At 30.0% G+C, this 15,897-nt stretch carries 14 protein-coding genes; 5 read left to right on the plus strand and 9 right to left on the minus strand.

Annotated features, from left to right (window positions below; genetic code table 11):
• Together B4A23_RS00175 and B4A23_RS00180 are read right to left on the minus strand one after the other, a co-directional pair.
• A partial coding sequence (locus tag B4A23_RS00175; RefSeq protein ID WP_291115464.1) for a hypothetical protein occupies nucleotides 1-709 on the minus strand: 709 nt, incomplete at its 3' end.
• Nucleotides 710-842: 133 nt separating this feature from the next.
• Nucleotides 843-1,502 (minus strand): helix-turn-helix domain-containing protein, encoded by a 660-nt coding sequence (locus tag B4A23_RS00180; protein WP_291115467.1) that lies wholly within the window; start codon nucleotides 1,500-1,502, stop codon nucleotides 843-845.
• Between the two features lie 362 nt (nucleotides 1,503-1,864).
• On the opposite strand from B4A23_RS00180, the gene B4A23_RS00185 reads away from it, so the two are divergent.
• The 4 genes from B4A23_RS00185 (at nucleotide 1,865) to B4A23_RS00200 (ending at nucleotide 5,608) form a co-directional block, all read left to right on the plus strand.
• Nucleotides 1,865-2,593 carry a DJ-1/PfpI family protein gene (locus tag B4A23_RS00185; protein ID WP_291115470.1) on the plus strand — a complete coding sequence of 243 codons (729 nt, stop codon included), beginning with the start codon at nucleotides 1,865-1,867 and terminating at the stop codon, nucleotides 2,591-2,593.
• Between the two features lie 164 nt (nucleotides 2,594-2,757).
• Nucleotides 2,758-3,450 (plus strand): hypothetical protein, encoded by a 693-nt coding sequence (locus tag B4A23_RS00190; RefSeq protein ID WP_291115473.1) that lies wholly within the window; start codon nucleotides 2,758-2,760, stop codon nucleotides 3,448-3,450.
• A gap of 9 nt (nucleotides 3,451-3,459) precedes the next feature.
• Entirely contained in the window at nucleotides 3,460-4,215 is a 756-nt protein-coding gene (locus B4A23_RS00195; RefSeq protein WP_291115476.1) for a hypothetical protein, read from the plus strand.
• Nucleotides 4,216-4,732: 517 nt separating this feature from the next.
• Nucleotides 4,733-5,608 (plus strand): hypothetical protein, encoded by an 876-nt coding sequence (locus B4A23_RS00200; RefSeq protein WP_291115479.1) that lies wholly within the window; start codon nucleotides 4,733-4,735, stop codon nucleotides 5,606-5,608.
• Between the two features lie 422 nt (nucleotides 5,609-6,030).
• Here the strand turns inward: B4A23_RS00200 and B4A23_RS00205 are convergent, their stop codons facing one another.
• Nucleotides 6,031-6,507 (minus strand): Lrp/AsnC family transcriptional regulator, encoded by a 477-nt coding sequence (locus B4A23_RS00205; protein WP_244958019.1) that lies wholly within the window; start codon nucleotides 6,505-6,507, stop codon nucleotides 6,031-6,033.
• Between the two features lie 116 nt (nucleotides 6,508-6,623).
• Here B4A23_RS00205 and B4A23_RS00210 point away from each other — a divergent pair, with 116 nt between their 5' ends.
• Nucleotides 6,624-7,523, plus strand: coding sequence for an EamA family transporter (locus tag B4A23_RS00210; RefSeq protein ID WP_286485297.1), 900 nt, complete (start codon nucleotides 6,624-6,626; stop codon nucleotides 7,521-7,523).
• A 304-nt stretch (nucleotides 7,524-7,827) separates the two neighbouring features.
• Here the strand turns inward: B4A23_RS00210 and B4A23_RS00215 are convergent, their stop codons facing one another.
• The 6 genes from B4A23_RS00215 to B4A23_RS00240 all read right to left on the minus strand — a co-directional run bounded on the left by B4A23_RS00215 (nucleotide 7,828) and on the right by B4A23_RS00240 (nucleotide 15,849).
• A complete protein-coding gene (locus tag B4A23_RS00215; protein ID WP_291115483.1) occupies nucleotides 7,828-8,979 on the minus strand; it encodes a cytochrome-c peroxidase in 1,152 nt (383 codons plus the stop codon).
• 6 nt (nucleotides 8,980-8,985) lie between these two features.
• Nucleotides 8,986-10,419: a DUF6850 family outer membrane beta-barrel protein gene (locus tag B4A23_RS00220; RefSeq protein ID WP_291115486.1), complete on the minus strand. Its 1,434-nt coding sequence runs from the start codon at nucleotides 10,417-10,419 to the stop codon at nucleotides 8,986-8,988.
• A gap of 108 nt (nucleotides 10,420-10,527) precedes the next feature.
• On the minus strand, nucleotides 10,528-11,754 hold the full coding sequence (locus B4A23_RS00225) for a DUF4876 domain-containing protein (RefSeq protein WP_180906080.1): 1,227 nt from the start codon (nucleotides 11,752-11,754) through the stop codon (nucleotides 10,528-10,530).
• 20 nt (nucleotides 11,755-11,774) lie between these two features.
• Nucleotides 11,775-14,549 (minus strand): TonB-dependent receptor plug domain-containing protein, encoded by a 2,775-nt coding sequence (locus tag B4A23_RS00230; protein ID WP_291115489.1) that lies wholly within the window; start codon nucleotides 14,547-14,549, stop codon nucleotides 11,775-11,777.
• 325 nt (nucleotides 14,550-14,874) lie between these two features.
• Nucleotides 14,875-15,429: a sugar O-acetyltransferase gene (locus B4A23_RS00235; protein ID WP_291115492.1), complete on the minus strand. Its 555-nt coding sequence runs from the start codon at nucleotides 15,427-15,429 to the stop codon at nucleotides 14,875-14,877.
• 33 nt (nucleotides 15,430-15,462) lie between these two features.
• Nucleotides 15,463-15,849 carry a winged helix-turn-helix transcriptional regulator gene (locus B4A23_RS00240; RefSeq protein WP_286485304.1) on the minus strand — a complete coding sequence of 129 codons (387 nt, stop codon included), beginning with the start codon at nucleotides 15,847-15,849 and terminating at the stop codon, nucleotides 15,463-15,465.
• Between the last annotated feature and the right edge of the window lie 48 nt (nucleotides 15,850-15,897).

Here is a 15,897-nt window from a genome sequence, read left to right on the forward strand (position 1 = left end):
TCTTTAATGGATATAAAACAGTATTCACCTCTTGATAGAATTCGATTCCAATTGCTAAAGCGATTGTATGCTCTGAATTTGGAGAAAGGTTGTTCAACAACTCTACATTATTCACCTCTACCTCATCGTATGGATAATAATCTGTATACGAGGTTTTGGTAATGTATTCGTTTTTCTCAAAATCGATTTCTGTAGAAGCTGCTACAAATCGGCAATTCGTAGCCCCTTGCGGTGCTATTATCACATCTAAGGGTTTGTATGCATCTAATGTAAACTTTGTTTCACCAGAGATACGATCTATTGTTACTTGCACTGGAATTAATACTGTTTTCAACCACGCTGCACCTGCATTAAAATCAAACCCTTTCATCAATAATTGATTTCCTTTGTGTACATTTCTTTGACCACGAACATTTATTGTATCTTCTTTTAGAATACCGTGCATTACTTTTGTGAGACGGCTAGATAGCCTACTGTCTTTTGCATTTTTTATGATCGCATTGAATGCATTACGTAATGTTTTTCCTGCAGTACCAGCATTTTTAAATTCTTGCATATTTTCCCTGGTACGCTGAAATCGGGGATCACTCATAATGGTATTTCGGTCAATTGAGCTTTTTTCTCTTACCATGTAACCATCTTTTGATTTGTAGAAGTTTAAATCACCGATTGAACCTCTAAGTTTTAAAAAACCTTTTTGCTTTGCCATTTTTTTATAATTTTAAATTAAACATTGATCTCCATTGCGCAATGGTTTTGTAAAGTTGCAACAGCGATGTGTTTAAAGCAATAGCCAAGTCTTTTTGAGTACCTGTATGTCAATATATTACACTAATATACCATTATATGCTTTCTTTATTTTTTTGTTTTTGAATTTTAATAAAATCTAAGGGACGTAAGCCCGTTTCACTGTAAAAAACATTTGAAAATTGTCTTGGATTCATATAACCTGCTATTTCTCCTAATGCCCCTACACTATAATTAAGGTATTGTGGTTGTTCTTGTAATAAATCAGTAATAAATTTTATTCTCAACCGATTGATGTACGATGAAAAATTAATTCCTTTGTACTGATTGACACATTTTGATAAATAAGTGGTGTTTGTTGAAAATGATTTTGCCAAACTTACTACTGTTATATTAGGGTTTAAAAATTCTCTGTCCCGCTCAAATTCTTCAAATTTTAATAGTAAACTTTCAAATGCTTCTTTGTTCAAATCCTCTTCATCTTTAATCGATAGTCTCCGTTCTGTGTAACTTGATTGAGCAGATTCTTCAATAAACAGATTGTACTTTTCGATTAAATGTTTATTTTTATTTCTAGTTTTTACGATTCCTATTATCAATACTATTATTCCAGTAAAACACGCAACTAATACAACATATAATTTTTGAGACTTATTTACTAACTTTTCCTTTAATTTGAGTAATTGAGCCGTATCATATTCTTTGTATATAACTTGACTCATTTCTACATCTAGCTTATAATTTAACTCATCCATTTTCAGTAATTAATTATAATAATTTACTCATACATCATTTCGTAAAATCTAAATCTATTATAGTATTTATAATCGTTCATAAACAATATTTTCCTTTCACAAAAAACTAATTATTATATTAAAATTATAGAAATTACTCCATTATTCTGATTTTTAATTAAAGTCTAGATTTCAAAATAAATTCTCATATTCTAAAATTTAAAAACTTAATATTAAGCAAGTTAACATAATTATCGTATTGTATAAATTATATAATACAGACATTCATTCGAATGTTTAACGACAATTTCGAGTATACATTTGTGAAAAATTTGCTAGCATAAAAAATTTGCTAGTTGAATAAATGTATAAACAAACATATTATGAAATTTTCAATCCTAATTTTTCTTATTCATTTTAGTTTAAATGCGCAAGAAAATAAAAATTATTCATCAACTAATATAAAAAACGATACTATAAACATTGCTGTTCTTTTATACAATAATGTTGTGTTACAAGATTTTTCAGGTCCTATCGAAGTTTTTAGTAAAGCTAAAAATCTAACACATGGAAAATACAATATTTATACAATAGGGCTTGATTCTAAAAATATATCAACCGAAAATGGTTTGATAGAAGTAACTACAGATTATACATTAAATAATTTTCCTCCTGCTGACTATATTATTATACCGGGTGCGAATATGAAAGTTATAGAAGAGTTAAAAAATAATCATTCATTAATTGATTTTATAAAAAAAGAAAATAATAATCCTTATTCTAATATAGTGTCTATATGTACAGCATCTTATTTGCTCGCCTATAGCAACATTCTAAACAATAAAATGGCAACAACCCATTATTTTGTAGCTCATGATTTTAGTGAAAAATTTCCAGAAGTTAAACTCGTTAGAGATGTTAGATTTGTTGATGAAGGAAAAATAATCACCTCATCTGGAATAACTTCAGGAATAGATGTAGCCCTTTTCATTGTAGGGTTTCATAGCGGAAAGAGAATCCAAGAAATGATAAACAACGCATTACAATATAATTACGGACATAATCAGAAGTGGCCTACTCCAAAAAAGGGTATGATTTATAAATCTAACTAATAGATAATATTATCTGTCTCTATCCTTAGAATATAAAAAAGTATCAAATAAAATTTATAGTTCATAAATCTAATTAAATAAAACAATTAATCAACCTATCTATGAAAAAAGTAACAATAGCACTTCTAATTGCTTTATCATTCAACTCTTACTTACATTCTCAAGTGGGGATAAATACTAGTAATCCCCAAGGAGTATTTAATGTAGATGGTAAAAAAGATAACAATATAGAAGGAGCTCCCACTAAAGAACAGCAACTAAATGATTTTGTTATTACCAGCGAAGGTAATGTCGGAATAGGTACTACAAATCCTACAAGAAAATTAGAAATCATTTCTACTTCGTCTCCGGCATTTAAATTAAATGATGGTTCTCAAGGAGAAGGTTACGTCTTAACTTCTGATGCTAATGGAAATGGAAGCTGGAAAGCTACTCAAAAGCCTATTTTAGCAAATTGGTCGTCAACAGGAATATCTACTCCAGTAGAAAATGTTTCTTATACAGGTACTTCAATTACCTTACCTCCAGGAAGGTGGTTAATATTTACAAACATTATATTAGCTGCTAATCCAAATCCTGTTTCTGGACAAGGAATATGGGTAAGATTATCTTGGAGTAGTACACAACCAAATTATACTTATAGTGGTGGAACTGGAAATTTAAACTCTGGAACATTAATTAGTTCATTCGGTCTATCAAGTGGAACAACTCTCATCAACAACAGTACATCCTCAGATAAAACATACTATCTTTTTAATAATATTCCTACTATAACAGGTAATTATGTCGGAGTATGGAATAACCTAGGGAGCTCTTCATGGGCTGAAAACTCTATAATCGCTTATCCTGCAAATTAAACAATACTGATGAAAAAAATATTTTTATTATTTCTGTTTTCTTACACATACTCTCAAGTAGGAATAAATACAGAATATCCTACAGGAATTTTTATGGTCGATGGTAAAGCTGATAATAAATCTTCTACACCTAATATGAGTGCAATCAGTAATGATGTAAAAATAACTGAAAATGCAAATCTAGGAATAGGTGTCGAAAATCCTAGTACGCTTGTTGACATTAAAAGTAATAATATTAATTCTGGTTTCAGGCTGATAGATGGTTCTGAAGGAGAGTATTATAGATTAGTAAGCAATCTAAATGGTGATGCTAAATGGCAAAAAAGAAATTCTGTAATTGTATCACAAACTGAAGGCTCTTATAGTGGTTTAATTTTTACTACAACACTCAATTATACAGGTCGTTATATCATTCTAGAACCTGGAGAATGGATGGTTCGATCTAATTTATTATTAAGAGCGTTCAACTCAGCTAGTCCATCTTCTGGTGCATATGCAAGATTCTCCTGGGCTGAACATACAAATGGTGAATATATTATATCTCAAGATGTCTTATTCGGTAAAACATTCGGAGGAGATTATTTATTAGATTACGGAATTGCTAAAGGAGCCACAATCATAAAAAACTCATCTTCCGAAGCAAAAAAGTATTATTTAGTAACAAATGGAGCCGAAAATATAGGAAATTTTCCTCTTAATTCAGTTTGGGATCAATTAGGAGGTACATGGGGAGAAACATCTATTATGGCATTTCCTTTTAATTAGCTGATTATTAAAATTATTCCCCTAATTATTTAAAATCATATAAGTGAATACTAATATTTAAATAAAAATTCTCTTATTATATTAATTCTTCTAACCATCATACATCTATTAGAATTATTTATTTTATCATTTATAATCATTTCATTAACACTACAAAAGGCAGGTTAAAATCTGCCTTATACTATCTTACAAAATCATATCAAGTATAGTATTAAAGAATAAATATCTTAATTCTTTTTACAAGTATTTTAATTAAACTGCCACTTTAATCTTTCTATAAGCAGAGAGGAATTACTTTAACTTCTTTAAAGTATAAATTGGAGAATAACAAATCCTAACATTCCATTATATGAAACAGTTATATGCTATTCTTCCTCTTATTAAGAATTATACAGAGTAATAAAAAATTCTATTTTACAAAAACAAATAACTTATTAAAAACAAACGTATTAGCCTTAAGAATTTTAGTCTAAATAAAAAACTCTAACTTTGTAGAAAATTAACGAATCCAAATTGTATGAAAAAGAATTATTTATTAGCCACAACTCTATTATTAACTTCGCTTACAAATGCACAAGTAGGAGTTGGTACTACAATCCCTAACAGTACACTAGATGTAAGAGGTTCATTACAAACAGCTTTTAAAGAAATATCATCAAGTGTTACCTTAGGTATTAATGATTACTATACGACTTATAATGGTACTAATGATGCAACAATTACATTGCCTGTCATTGGAACAGGAACAAGTAGTTTTAACGGACGCATTTACAGAATTAAAAACGCCACTACCAAACGTGTAACAGTTAAAGCTTCAGGATCAAATACAATAAGAGCGACAAGTGTACCAGTTGCTAGTTTTATAATAGAAGCGGGTTGCTATGTAGAAGTTGTAAATAACACCAATACTGTTGCTACTTCTGCAACATGGGATTTATCATATATTGCTCAACCTTACACTCCAAACGTAAGTATTTATGGAACAACTTTAAAAATCCCTCATTTTTCGGCAAATATTTCAAATCATAACTCAACAGATTATGATTCTGGTACTGGAACCGAAGCTTGGTGGGTTATCTCATCAACAGCAACTTCGCAAGCTTTAAATGCAAATACATCTATTAAACCAAGTAAAATGACGATAGTTTATGAATATCAAGGAACTGCTTTTGATATTGTTAATTTACATCCAATTTTGACAGCAGGAAATACAACTTCTTTTCCCGATGTATTTACTGTTTCATTTGGCGGATTTACTGAAGTGAACGGAAAAACTCGATTAACACTAACCGTTGCTAGAATAGACTTAATAGGAACTGAAACATCATCAAGCAGCAACTGGCAAGGCACTGGATTCTTTATAAATGCTTTATTTACAAAAAAACTATTTTAAAATTCTGTTTATTCAGCTTCTAGAAAACATGTGATCAATATATTTTTAGAAACTAATTTTACTATTTATGACAAAAAGGTTCTTCATAGCAAGATGAAGAGCCTTTTCTTTTGGAATTTTACGATTTCATCTTAAAAGCGATCAAAAATTCGTCAAATGTTAGGAAGTCTTTTTTTTCTTTTCCAATAGTTGTTTGATTAGCTTGATATCAAATACAACCTTTATAATTTTACTCTCAATTACGAAATCCAATATATTGATCAAGTTCAAAAGGTGATTCAACTTAATAATTTCATTCCTAATACCTTTATATATATAATACATTGTATTTCAATATTACGTTCCTCAAATGATAGCTAGTTTTATGTTATTTTGAGGTATCGAGAAGTCTTTAACTATGTTTTTATTTTATATGATTATATTTATTTAAAATCCTTTTTAGGTAATGGAATTTGAAGTCCCGCTTTCACCGTATGCATGTTGACAAATGTCTTAAAACGTCGAATATTAGAATTACTTAAAAACAATTTTCTTATTAATGATTCATACTCTTGCATGCTCTTAACAACCATAATTAGTATAAAGTCTACTTCTCCTGTCACATAGTAACACTGTTGTACTTGTGGAACCTGACTAAAAGTGTTTTTTATTTCATCAATAAACTCAATTTTATCTGTATCCAAATCAACTTCTACAAATAATAAAATTTGAGAAGCAACTTCTTCAGGGTTAATGACAGAAATATCTGCACGAATTACTTTTTCCTCACGCATTTTTTTGATTCGGCGTTGAACTGCCGCTGCAGATAATCCAATTTTATCACCAATATCACGTTGCGAAGTCATGTTATCTTTTTGTAAAATATCAAGAATTTCTATATCAAATCGGTCTAAATCCATCATAAATAAAGCTTAAATGAAACAAAATTGCAAAACACCTTATAAAATTAAAGATTTTCACCATAGTATTTCAATTATTTTTGCAAAACAATAATAATATATCAAACATTCTATTCATGAAAAATGCGACGTTAAAAGGATTTTTATTTGCAATTATTGCAGCTTCATTATGGGGAATTTCAGGAACATTTGGGCAATTTTTGTTTCAACAACGTGGCATCAATGTAGAATGGATGATTACAGTGAGAATGCTTGTTTCGGGTGTCATTTTGTTGTTATATGCTGCAAGCCAGAAAGAAGCTAAAATCGTTGATGTTTGGCGCAATAAAAAGGATGCTTTTCGATTGGTACTTTTCTCGATAACAGGGATGCTTATGGTGCAATACACCTACTTTGCAGCCATCAAACACTCTAATGCCGCTACAGCAACAGTATTACAATATGCAGGTCCAGTTCTTATCGCTATTTATTTAGCATTTAAAAATAAAAAAATTCCTCGTTTTATTGATTTTATTGCCATTTCTTTTGCTGTTATTGGTACTTTCTTGTTGGTTACTCATGGTAAATTGGATAGCTTAAATATCTCTACAACCGCATTATTTTTTGGTTTAGGATCTGCTGTAGCTTTAGCAATTTATACGTTACAACCTATTCCATTATTGCAAAAATACAATTCGGCAACCATTATCGGTTGGGGAATGTTAATCGGCGGATTAGCCTTTTCGTTTGTTAAAGCTCCTTGGTCAATAGATGGTATTTGGGATCAGAAAACATATTTATATACTTTATTCATCATTCTTTTTGGAACATTAATTCCCTTCTATTTATACCTAACCGCTGTACAAATTATTGGTGGTCAAAAAAGTAGTTTACTTGCTTCTGCTGAGCCACTTTCTGCAACAATTATTGCAATACTTTGGCTTAATGTTTCTTTTGGTATCCTTGATTGGATTGGCAGTTTATTGATTGTTTCGACGATTTTTTTATTGAGTTATGAGAAGAAAAAAGTTAATTAAACTTTTCTTTTTAATTTCGATAATTAAAATCAGTTTTAGCAACGCACCAAAAAACGTCACTGCTGAATAGTCGAACATCAGTTGAACGTAATGAGCGTTAAAAATGATTTACTGTTATTAATCAACTTGTAACAATTTTTACCTAAGCTCCACGGAGCTTCTCCTTTTAATTTCAAATGTTTTTTCATCAAAGTTCCCCGAAAGATATATGAATTCAATCAAAAACTCTTGTCTTTGATTGAATTTATACGTTTTGTTACAACTTATTACTTAAAGATCAATACTTAGAACTTAGAAAAAATATTTATTCAAGGGGAAATTTCGGACGATCCATTTTAAATTTAGAACCATTTAGAGCTTCTAAAAAAGATTTCAAAGCAGTTTTTTCCTCTTTTGTCAAATTCAAAGGTTGCAATAATTGGTCTGTATATGGATATAAAGGATCAGCCGCTTTTTTTTCTGGAGTAGGATCTATCATGTGCATTCCGCTGTTGTATACATTAATCAATCCGTCCAAATCATCAAAAAATCCGTTATGCATCCATGGTCTAGTATTTAATAAATCACGTAAAGATGGCGTTTTAAATTTCCCAACATCATCTGCATTTTTTGTGATTTCATATCGTCCCAAGTCTTGAAACTTTCGTTTATAATATGTCAATCCAATATTATGAAAAGATTCGTCTGTTAAGTATTTTCCATTATGACAATTCATACAACGTGCTTTTGTACGAAACAAATGCATACCATAAATCTCCTGATCTGATAAGGCTTTATAATCTCCATCTATAAAACGATCAAATCGACTGGGTTGACTTTTTATCGTTTTTTGAAAACTTGAAAGTGCTTTTGCTATTCTTTCGTTTGTTACAGTTTCGTCATCAAAAGCATCTCTAAAAAGTTTTTTATAACCTTTGTATTGATTTATTTTTTCTGATAATTTACTTAAATCCATATCCATTTCATGAAATGCTGATAATGGTCCACTAACCTGATCTTCTAATGTATTAGCGCGTCCATCCCAAAAGAAAGAAGTTCTTTCTCCTATATTGTACAAAGATTGAGTATTTCGAGTACCTTCTAAATGATTATTTCCTAAAGAAACTTTTCTTCTATCTGTCCACCCCATTTCTGGATCATGACAAGAGCTACATGATATTTGATTAGAACCTGAAAGTTTAGGATCAAAAAACAACATCTTACCTAATATAACAATTGGTTGATCTTGTGTCACAAAATATGCTGAATCTCTTTTTATAGAACTAAATTCTTTCCATTCTACTCCTTTATCAATAGTTGGTTTAGGCCAAAAGCTAATATTCTTTTTATAACTTTCTACAATATCTTGGATTGTAGGATCCTTTAGATAGCTAAGATCATTTTTTACAATAGGGGCAAAACTTAGTAAAAAGTAAGAACAAAGTATGATGAAAGTAACAACTAGTTTTATTTTCATTTTATATTAGAATGTAATTCCTACCATAACAGTAGAAAAGTTATTATTTTTTGATTGAATTCTTGAATTACTAAATCCAGTCTCTACAAATAAAGCAGGTATTTTTTCTACTTTGATGTCATATCGTAAACTAGCTCCTATCGTTTGAATATCACTTGCTAAATAATTATAATCTTGATTAATCCAATTGTTCAAAAAAGATAAATCGATCGTTGCTAATGCATTTTTAGAAGAAGTGACAGATTTTATATCAAAAAATGGTCGAAAAGTTAAAGCCTGATTATTTGCTATTTTATGTTTATAATCAATGATTAACCCAATTATTGAGTACTCAAATTTTTGTCCACTATATGGATTTATTCGCTGCTCTTTTATTTCTTGCATACGAAAATATGGCAGGGCTGATAAGCTAAATTTCTCTTTGTTTAGTGAGTATAATAACGAAAAACTAGTTATCGTCTCATCTCTTTTATATGACAATCGCTTGTAGATTTGTTCTAATAATTGTGTATTATTCGTATAACCATATTCTTTTCCTGTAGTTTGGTTGGACAAATAATTTAGTTTTACACCTAATCTATGATCAGCAATTTGGAAAAATTTTGCTCCTTCTACTTCAAAATAATCTTTATTCAAATCAGATAAGTCATAAAATCTATTGCTAGTTCCTCTATAACTCTTCAGCATATTAGATTGACCAATATAAGCTAAAATATAAAAACCCTTTCCTTCTTTATGATTAATTCCACCACCAAACTTATAAACATATTCTTCGTGAACTGTTGTTAATGAAGTTGTACCCCCACTGAATAGACTGTTGTAAAATCCAAATCCTGTCATTTGATACACTAATGACTGTCCTATTTTACTTGCAAACCTAACTTTACTATTTTGTAAATATCGTTCACCTTCGGCATATAATGAAACATCGAAATTACGGTAAAAAGCATATTTAAGTCCTATTTTCAAATTTAATTCAGAAGTCGTATTATTTATTCTAGGATCTCTAGCTCTTGCTCCCAATTGCGCATTATAACTAGCTTGAGCACCTAAGGTTACTTGATTAATTTTTTGAGCATAACCTCCTGAAAATTGGTATTTTTCAATTTCCAAATCTCCTCCAACAGAATCGGATGAAATATATGGAGCTACTCGATTAAAATCTAAATTCTCATTATATTTTATACGTTTTGTTTTTAGATTTTGATAAGAAGCACTACCCCAAAGTACTTTATTTTTGTTCAGTTTCTGATAAGAATTAGTAATCACACCAAATCCTTGTTTTTCTGATCCGTTTTGTTGTCGATATATTTTATCTTTTTGATTGTAATAATCCACATATAACTCTGAAAATGAAGAAGAACTATAATCCAGCATATTAGCTGGATTATAGAAAATATTTACTTTAAAATCTCTTTCAGAATCATATTGATTCTTCAAATTTTGAAAAAGTGAAAGACTGTCTTGTGCACTTATATAATTTGACGTAAACAAGATGATCAATAAAAAACGAAAGCTATTTAAAATTTTCAAAACAAATTATTTTAATTAATGAACAATTCCATTTTTTAAACTTGGTTCAGAGTTTTTGATAAAATCTACCGTAGAATTATTTGTGTCTTTATAAACATTTTTTCCATTTTCCATTTTTCCTAAAATGTTTCTACGAACAGATTTTCCTAAACGATTGGCATCATTCCAAAACTCTCCAACTCCTGTCCAACCTGCATCAATTGTAGGTGACGTCAAGATATGTAAAAACTTATCCGGTACACTATTGTTCATTCCATCTACGATCCATGAGTTAGGAATTTCGTATGTATTTTTCTTTGTAATGTTACCTGCCGAATTAACATATTCATAACTATACTTATATTTTTCTAAGAAAGTCGTTGAACTTTCTCCTTCTGGAAAACGAGCAATTACATAAGATTCTACTCCACTACTATGTAAGAAAAACATATTGTAATTCATTTGCGAATAAATAACACTTACGTTAGGCACGCTAGGATTATCTACTTGACCTAAAGCAGGATTTTCTGATGGAAACTCAAAATTCGCCTTGCTCAAATCAAAAGCTGTGCTCGTTATCGCATTATGATTGACAGCATTATCTGCAATTACAATAAAATCACCTGGTTGTACAGGATAATCTGTTCCATTTCCTGGTAATACCATTACTCCTTTTACTGCAAATGCTGTATTTGGATGATAAGGTGTAACGTTATTATCTACTTGCGTTAAGAATTCTGATTGTGCTAAAATTAATTTATCTGCATATAATACTTTATCCGTATTATTTGTGATTTTAAAATAACGGCTCGAATTATAATTTTTTCCTTCTGGTGTTTTAACTCCTGTATAAAAAGCCTCTTCGATGATAAAATCTTCATTAAACTGTTTTACAAACAATTCGATAGTTAGATTTTCTGCTGTATTCTTAACATCTATTGCTGACGAACCTCCTACTTTTACCTCTTCATTAGCTGTTGTAACAACTGTACCATTTACTGTAACTTTGTAAGATCCTTTAGGTAATTCTAGTGTATATGCATTGGTACCATCTATTGTTTTAGTAGACGTAGCACCTGTGTTTAATTCTTTTACTTCAACTTCTAAAGTTTTATATGTAGAAATATTTTCTCCTTTAAATGATAAAGTCAACGTACTATTTTGTACGATTTCTGTACCAAAATCATCATCATTAGAACATGATACCAATGTATAAGAAGCTGAAATAGCTAAAAAACTTAGTAATAAAACTCTTTTTTTCATATGTTTCTATTTAATATATTTTAAAAATTATAATTCATTTCAACACCAAAATAAGGTGTACTCTTATTTACCATCTCTACTTTTACATTATTGAAATAATAGGGATTTATATAGTTGTATAGTTGATTCACAAACATCGAAGCTCGTAAAGCTTTGTAAATACTTTTTGTGACCTTAAAATTGACATTAATTGTATAACTTTTCTTTTCAGATAAAGGTTCTGAAGTTGCAATATTTCTTTCCAAATGCTGTTTGTATATATCCGTTTTATCAGCTTCTGTATAAGGTTTTACCATTCCGTCCAAATCAATATAATACGTTGGAAATGCGATAATTTTTTCTTTAATATTATGATCAAAAACAGATCCTTGTACAGATGCCGAAAATGTTAAATCTAAACTTGGAATATACGTATCCATCATCAAATTATAATTTAGATTTGAATTAGTATATGATTTATCATTTTCATAAATTCCTATATATGGGAAAGACCCTATGACTCCTCCTATAGACACACTTGGTTTTTCATAAATAGGAATATCATTGTAATATTTTGTTTTAAACCAAGCACCACTTAAGGTAAATCGTGTATTAATACCTTTGAAACGTGGTGTACTATACTGAAATTCTACTCCTTCTTTGTCCGTCACACTTCCGTTCTCTATCGTTGTAAAAGCTGCATGTTCTCTTACAATAGTGTATGGCACATTTGTTAAATCTGGTCCGTTTGCTGTCCAATTGTTAAGATCAACTTTCGTAGCATCATATTTTTTATATGAATTAACTCTGAAATTATTAAATGGTCGAAAACCATTGTTCATATTTTCTTTGTAATAGGTAATCGAGAAGTTATGTTTATTATAAGAAAAATCTGCTCTAACTTCTTGCTTAATATTTTTTGCTGCAGTTATATTTTTATTTTCTAATGATTGTACATACGTCATATAATTTATATAGCGATAACGTGCATCATCATGATAATAATTTAACTGAACATAGTCTGTAAACTGTTTATTAGGATATAAATAATAAGTCGTAGGTTGCTTATAGAACAATCCATATCCTACTGTTACATCAATTTGAAGTGGTTTTCCTGCAATCATGAATTGTGGTAATCCATACTGAAAATTAAGACGTGGTTCTGCAAAAACCTTATCACTTATCGTATAAGATTTATCCACACCTAAAAGCTTACTTATACGTAAACCTCCATATAATGTAAATGAGTGTTTATTTAGTTTATAATCGATACGATCTCCAATAAAAGCAGCAATATTTTGTGTTGCAGGAATATCACGAAATGCTCTAGGACGCGTAGTCATACTAGGAGATGGAGGCTGTGTAACATCATACACATCTCCTCTACCATTATTTTTGCTATAACGCCAATCTAATCCAAGTTCGTAAGTGTTAATTAAGCCTATAAAACTCTTTTTACCAGTCGTTTGTAATTGTGCATTCAAATCCAAAGGTTTACCATCTGTCATATAATCAGATACAAAACTAGTTGCTGCAAAAATCCCTACACTTTCTCCTTCTTCAGTTGATAATGGTAAGGCTCTTGGTCCCGAATATTGAATAAACTGTCTTTGTTCTATACGATCAAAACCTTGTCTAATAGATGTATTTAGAGTTACTAAATCAAAAAATGATTTTTTAGGAAGTTCGTATGTAAAATTATTTGTAACTGTAAATTTTCTTGTATAAGATTTATACCTATCTGTTGGTGCATAAGCATTATCTGGATCAATACTAACATTGTCTAAAGTGCTAGAAAAATCTAAATTAGATATCCACCTCAACGGATTATTCCATAATTTAGTTTTTAAATCAGATCGCAATGATGCTGTAACGCGCTGATAATTCTCTTGATCATCGCTAGGATCTTCTTTTGCGTTTAGAAAATCGACAGATGTATTCAACTTCCAATTATCGAGTAGACTAAATCCTTTACCTACATAATATTGTTTACTAAAACCATCTACTTTAACACGTGCTTGTAAAGGAGTTACACCTATTTTTCGTTCTATTTTAATTAATCCAGAGGTCAGGTCACCATAAGCAGCCGACGGAATTCCTCGTATTATCTCTACTTTTTCTATGTCATTCGTCGAAATGCTTCGCATATCAATCCCTGTCGAAATCGTATTTCTATATTTCGGAGCTGAAGAAAATGCAAGTTGATTTAACGAACGTTGCATATCCGAATTGGAATTGATAATATTGTCATCCACCATAAACTGTACTCCTAAAGACGATGTTTCATAACCACCTACAGTTGGTCTTTCAGAACTTTCTCTAATCAAAGCAACATTAGTCGTTGTAAGATTAGGTTGTTTGGCTAATCCACCAGGTAAAAGCTCCATCAAATCAGAAAAACTAGATGGTTGTAGATGTTCCATTGCTTTTCTATCTATTACAGATTTAGATGTCAATCCTTTGTCTTCTTTTGCAGTAAAAACAACTTCTTGTAAAGCGATTTCTTTAGAGACAAGTACATATGTTAACGTTCTGTTTTTGGTAAGATCTATGCTAACATTTTTATCTTCATATGCTATGTGAGAAATTTTTAAACTATAATTACCAATTGGTAAAGTTATTTCGGCAACTCCATTTTTATCTGTTCGAATAGATTTACTATTGTTGATAATGACATTTACATCTTGTAATGCTATACTATCACTGTCTATTACATGTAATTTTAATTGCTGATCGATATTTTGAGCATTTGCATTTGCACTAAAAACTACAACTACAAGCACATATCTAAACTTCTCCAATAAATTACCTAACATTCTCTTCTCAAATTAGAGTGCGAATATAGAATTATTCTAAATAATTAACAATTTATTTAGACTAATTATTAATAAAGGTTAAAAAAAGGAGTATTACATGAACAATTTTGTGTTGGTACAATTTATCATTATTAAGATACTAGATTCCTCATTTGCTCTAATTATTTCGAAATGATAGCTAGTTTTTTTGTTATCTGAGTTCGTAGAAGAACCTCCACTTTTCATTTTAAATTCTAATTATCAGTATTCATATGTACTATGGAAAAAAGTAAACTATTAAATTTATTTAACTTACTACTTAAAATTCATCTCTTGATTGTACGATTTAATTTTCTTTAATCACATTACAAGGATTACCAACTGCAATCACATTACTTGGAATATCTTTAGAAACAACACTTCCTGCTCCTATAATTGTATTGTCACCTATTGTCACACCAGGCATCACCACAACATTTCCTCCAAACCATACACTATCTCCTACTGTAATTGGTTTAGCGTATTCAAGTCCTTCATTTCTATCTTTCACATTAGTTGGATGTCCTGCCGTATAGAAGCCACAATTAGGCCCTATAAATACATTATTACCAAATGTTACTTTTGCACAATCTAAAATAACAAGGTTATGATTAGAATAAAAATCTTTTCCTATTTCGATATTATAACCGAAATCACACCAAAAAGGTTGTTCGATCAAAAAATTACCACTGGTTTTATTTATTATTTTCTCAATTATTAATCTCCTTTTTTCTGAATCCGAATAGGCTGTTGTATTGTATTCTTGGCACAACGTTTTACAATTACGCAACTCATTTTGCAATTCTTGATCTAAACCAGGATTATACAATAATCCATTTTCTCGTTTTTCTTTTTCTGTCATTTTATCAGGTTTATAATCCAAATTATACGTTTATTATTTACCAATCATACATACATTATTCCCTATTGATTGCCATTTCAATCCCCATTGATGCAAATCGAGAATGATACTCAATAATTCTTTTCCTTTACTTGTTGTCGTATATTTTATTTGAGAGGGAATTGTATTTGGAATCATATCTGAGAAAATTAATGATTCTTCTTTCAATTCTTTTAATCGTTTTCCTAAAACCTGATCAGAAAGTGTAGGAAATATTTTCTTGAGAGTACTAAACTGATTATCTCCTTCATTAATACAATAGAGTAATTGCATTTTCCATTTTAATGAGATTGAGGCCAAAACATCATTTACATCACATGCTTCTGATAATATTTGTAAGTTTTCTGTATTCGTTGATAATTCTTTTCTCGCTGTTGACATCGCTTATAATTTTAAAATAATCTACTCACTTTGGGATGAGTTATTGTG

The sequence above is a fragment of the Empedobacter sp. UBA7248 genome, from assembly GCF_002472945.1.
Taxonomy (GTDB): Bacteria; Bacteroidota; Bacteroidia; order Flavobacteriales; family Weeksellaceae; genus Empedobacter; species Empedobacter falsenii_C.

Excerpts from the sequence above, each read along its gene's own strand:
- B4A23_RS00185 (WP_291115470.1), top strand. The coding sequence starts at position 1,865 with ATGAAATTTTCAATCCTAATTTTTCTTATTCATTTTAGTTTAAATGCG.
- B4A23_RS00215 (WP_291115483.1), bottom strand. The coding sequence starts at position 8,979 with ATGAAAATAAAACTAGTTGTTACTTTCATCATACTTTGTTCTTACTTT.
- B4A23_RS00195 (WP_291115476.1), top strand. The coding sequence starts at position 3,460 with ATGAAAAAAATATTTTTATTATTTCTGTTTTCTTACACATACTCTCAA.
- B4A23_RS00235 (WP_291115492.1), bottom strand. The coding sequence starts at position 15,429 with ATGACAGAAAAAGAAAAACGAGAAAATGGATTATTGTATAATCCTGGT.
- B4A23_RS00225 (WP_180906080.1), bottom strand. The coding sequence starts at position 11,754 with ATGAAAAAAAGAGTTTTATTACTAAGTTTTTTAGCTATTTCAGCTTCT.
- B4A23_RS00180 (WP_291115467.1), bottom strand. The coding sequence starts at position 1,502 with ATGGATGAGTTAAATTATAAGCTAGATGTAGAAATGAGTCAAGTTATA.
- B4A23_RS00230 (WP_291115489.1), bottom strand. The coding sequence starts at position 14,549 with ATGTTAGGTAATTTATTGGAGAAGTTTAGATATGTGCTTGTAGTTGTA.
- B4A23_RS00205 (WP_244958019.1), bottom strand. The coding sequence starts at position 6,507 with ATGGATTTAGACCGATTTGATATAGAAATTCTTGATATTTTACAAAAA.
- B4A23_RS00240 (WP_286485304.1), bottom strand. The coding sequence starts at position 15,849 with ATGTCAACAGCGAGAAAAGAATTATCAACGAATACAGAAAACTTACAA.
- B4A23_RS00200 (WP_291115479.1), top strand. The coding sequence starts at position 4,733 with ATGAAAAAGAATTATTTATTAGCCACAACTCTATTATTAACTTCGCTT.
- B4A23_RS00210 (WP_286485297.1), top strand. The coding sequence starts at position 6,624 with ATGAAAAATGCGACGTTAAAAGGATTTTTATTTGCAATTATTGCAGCT.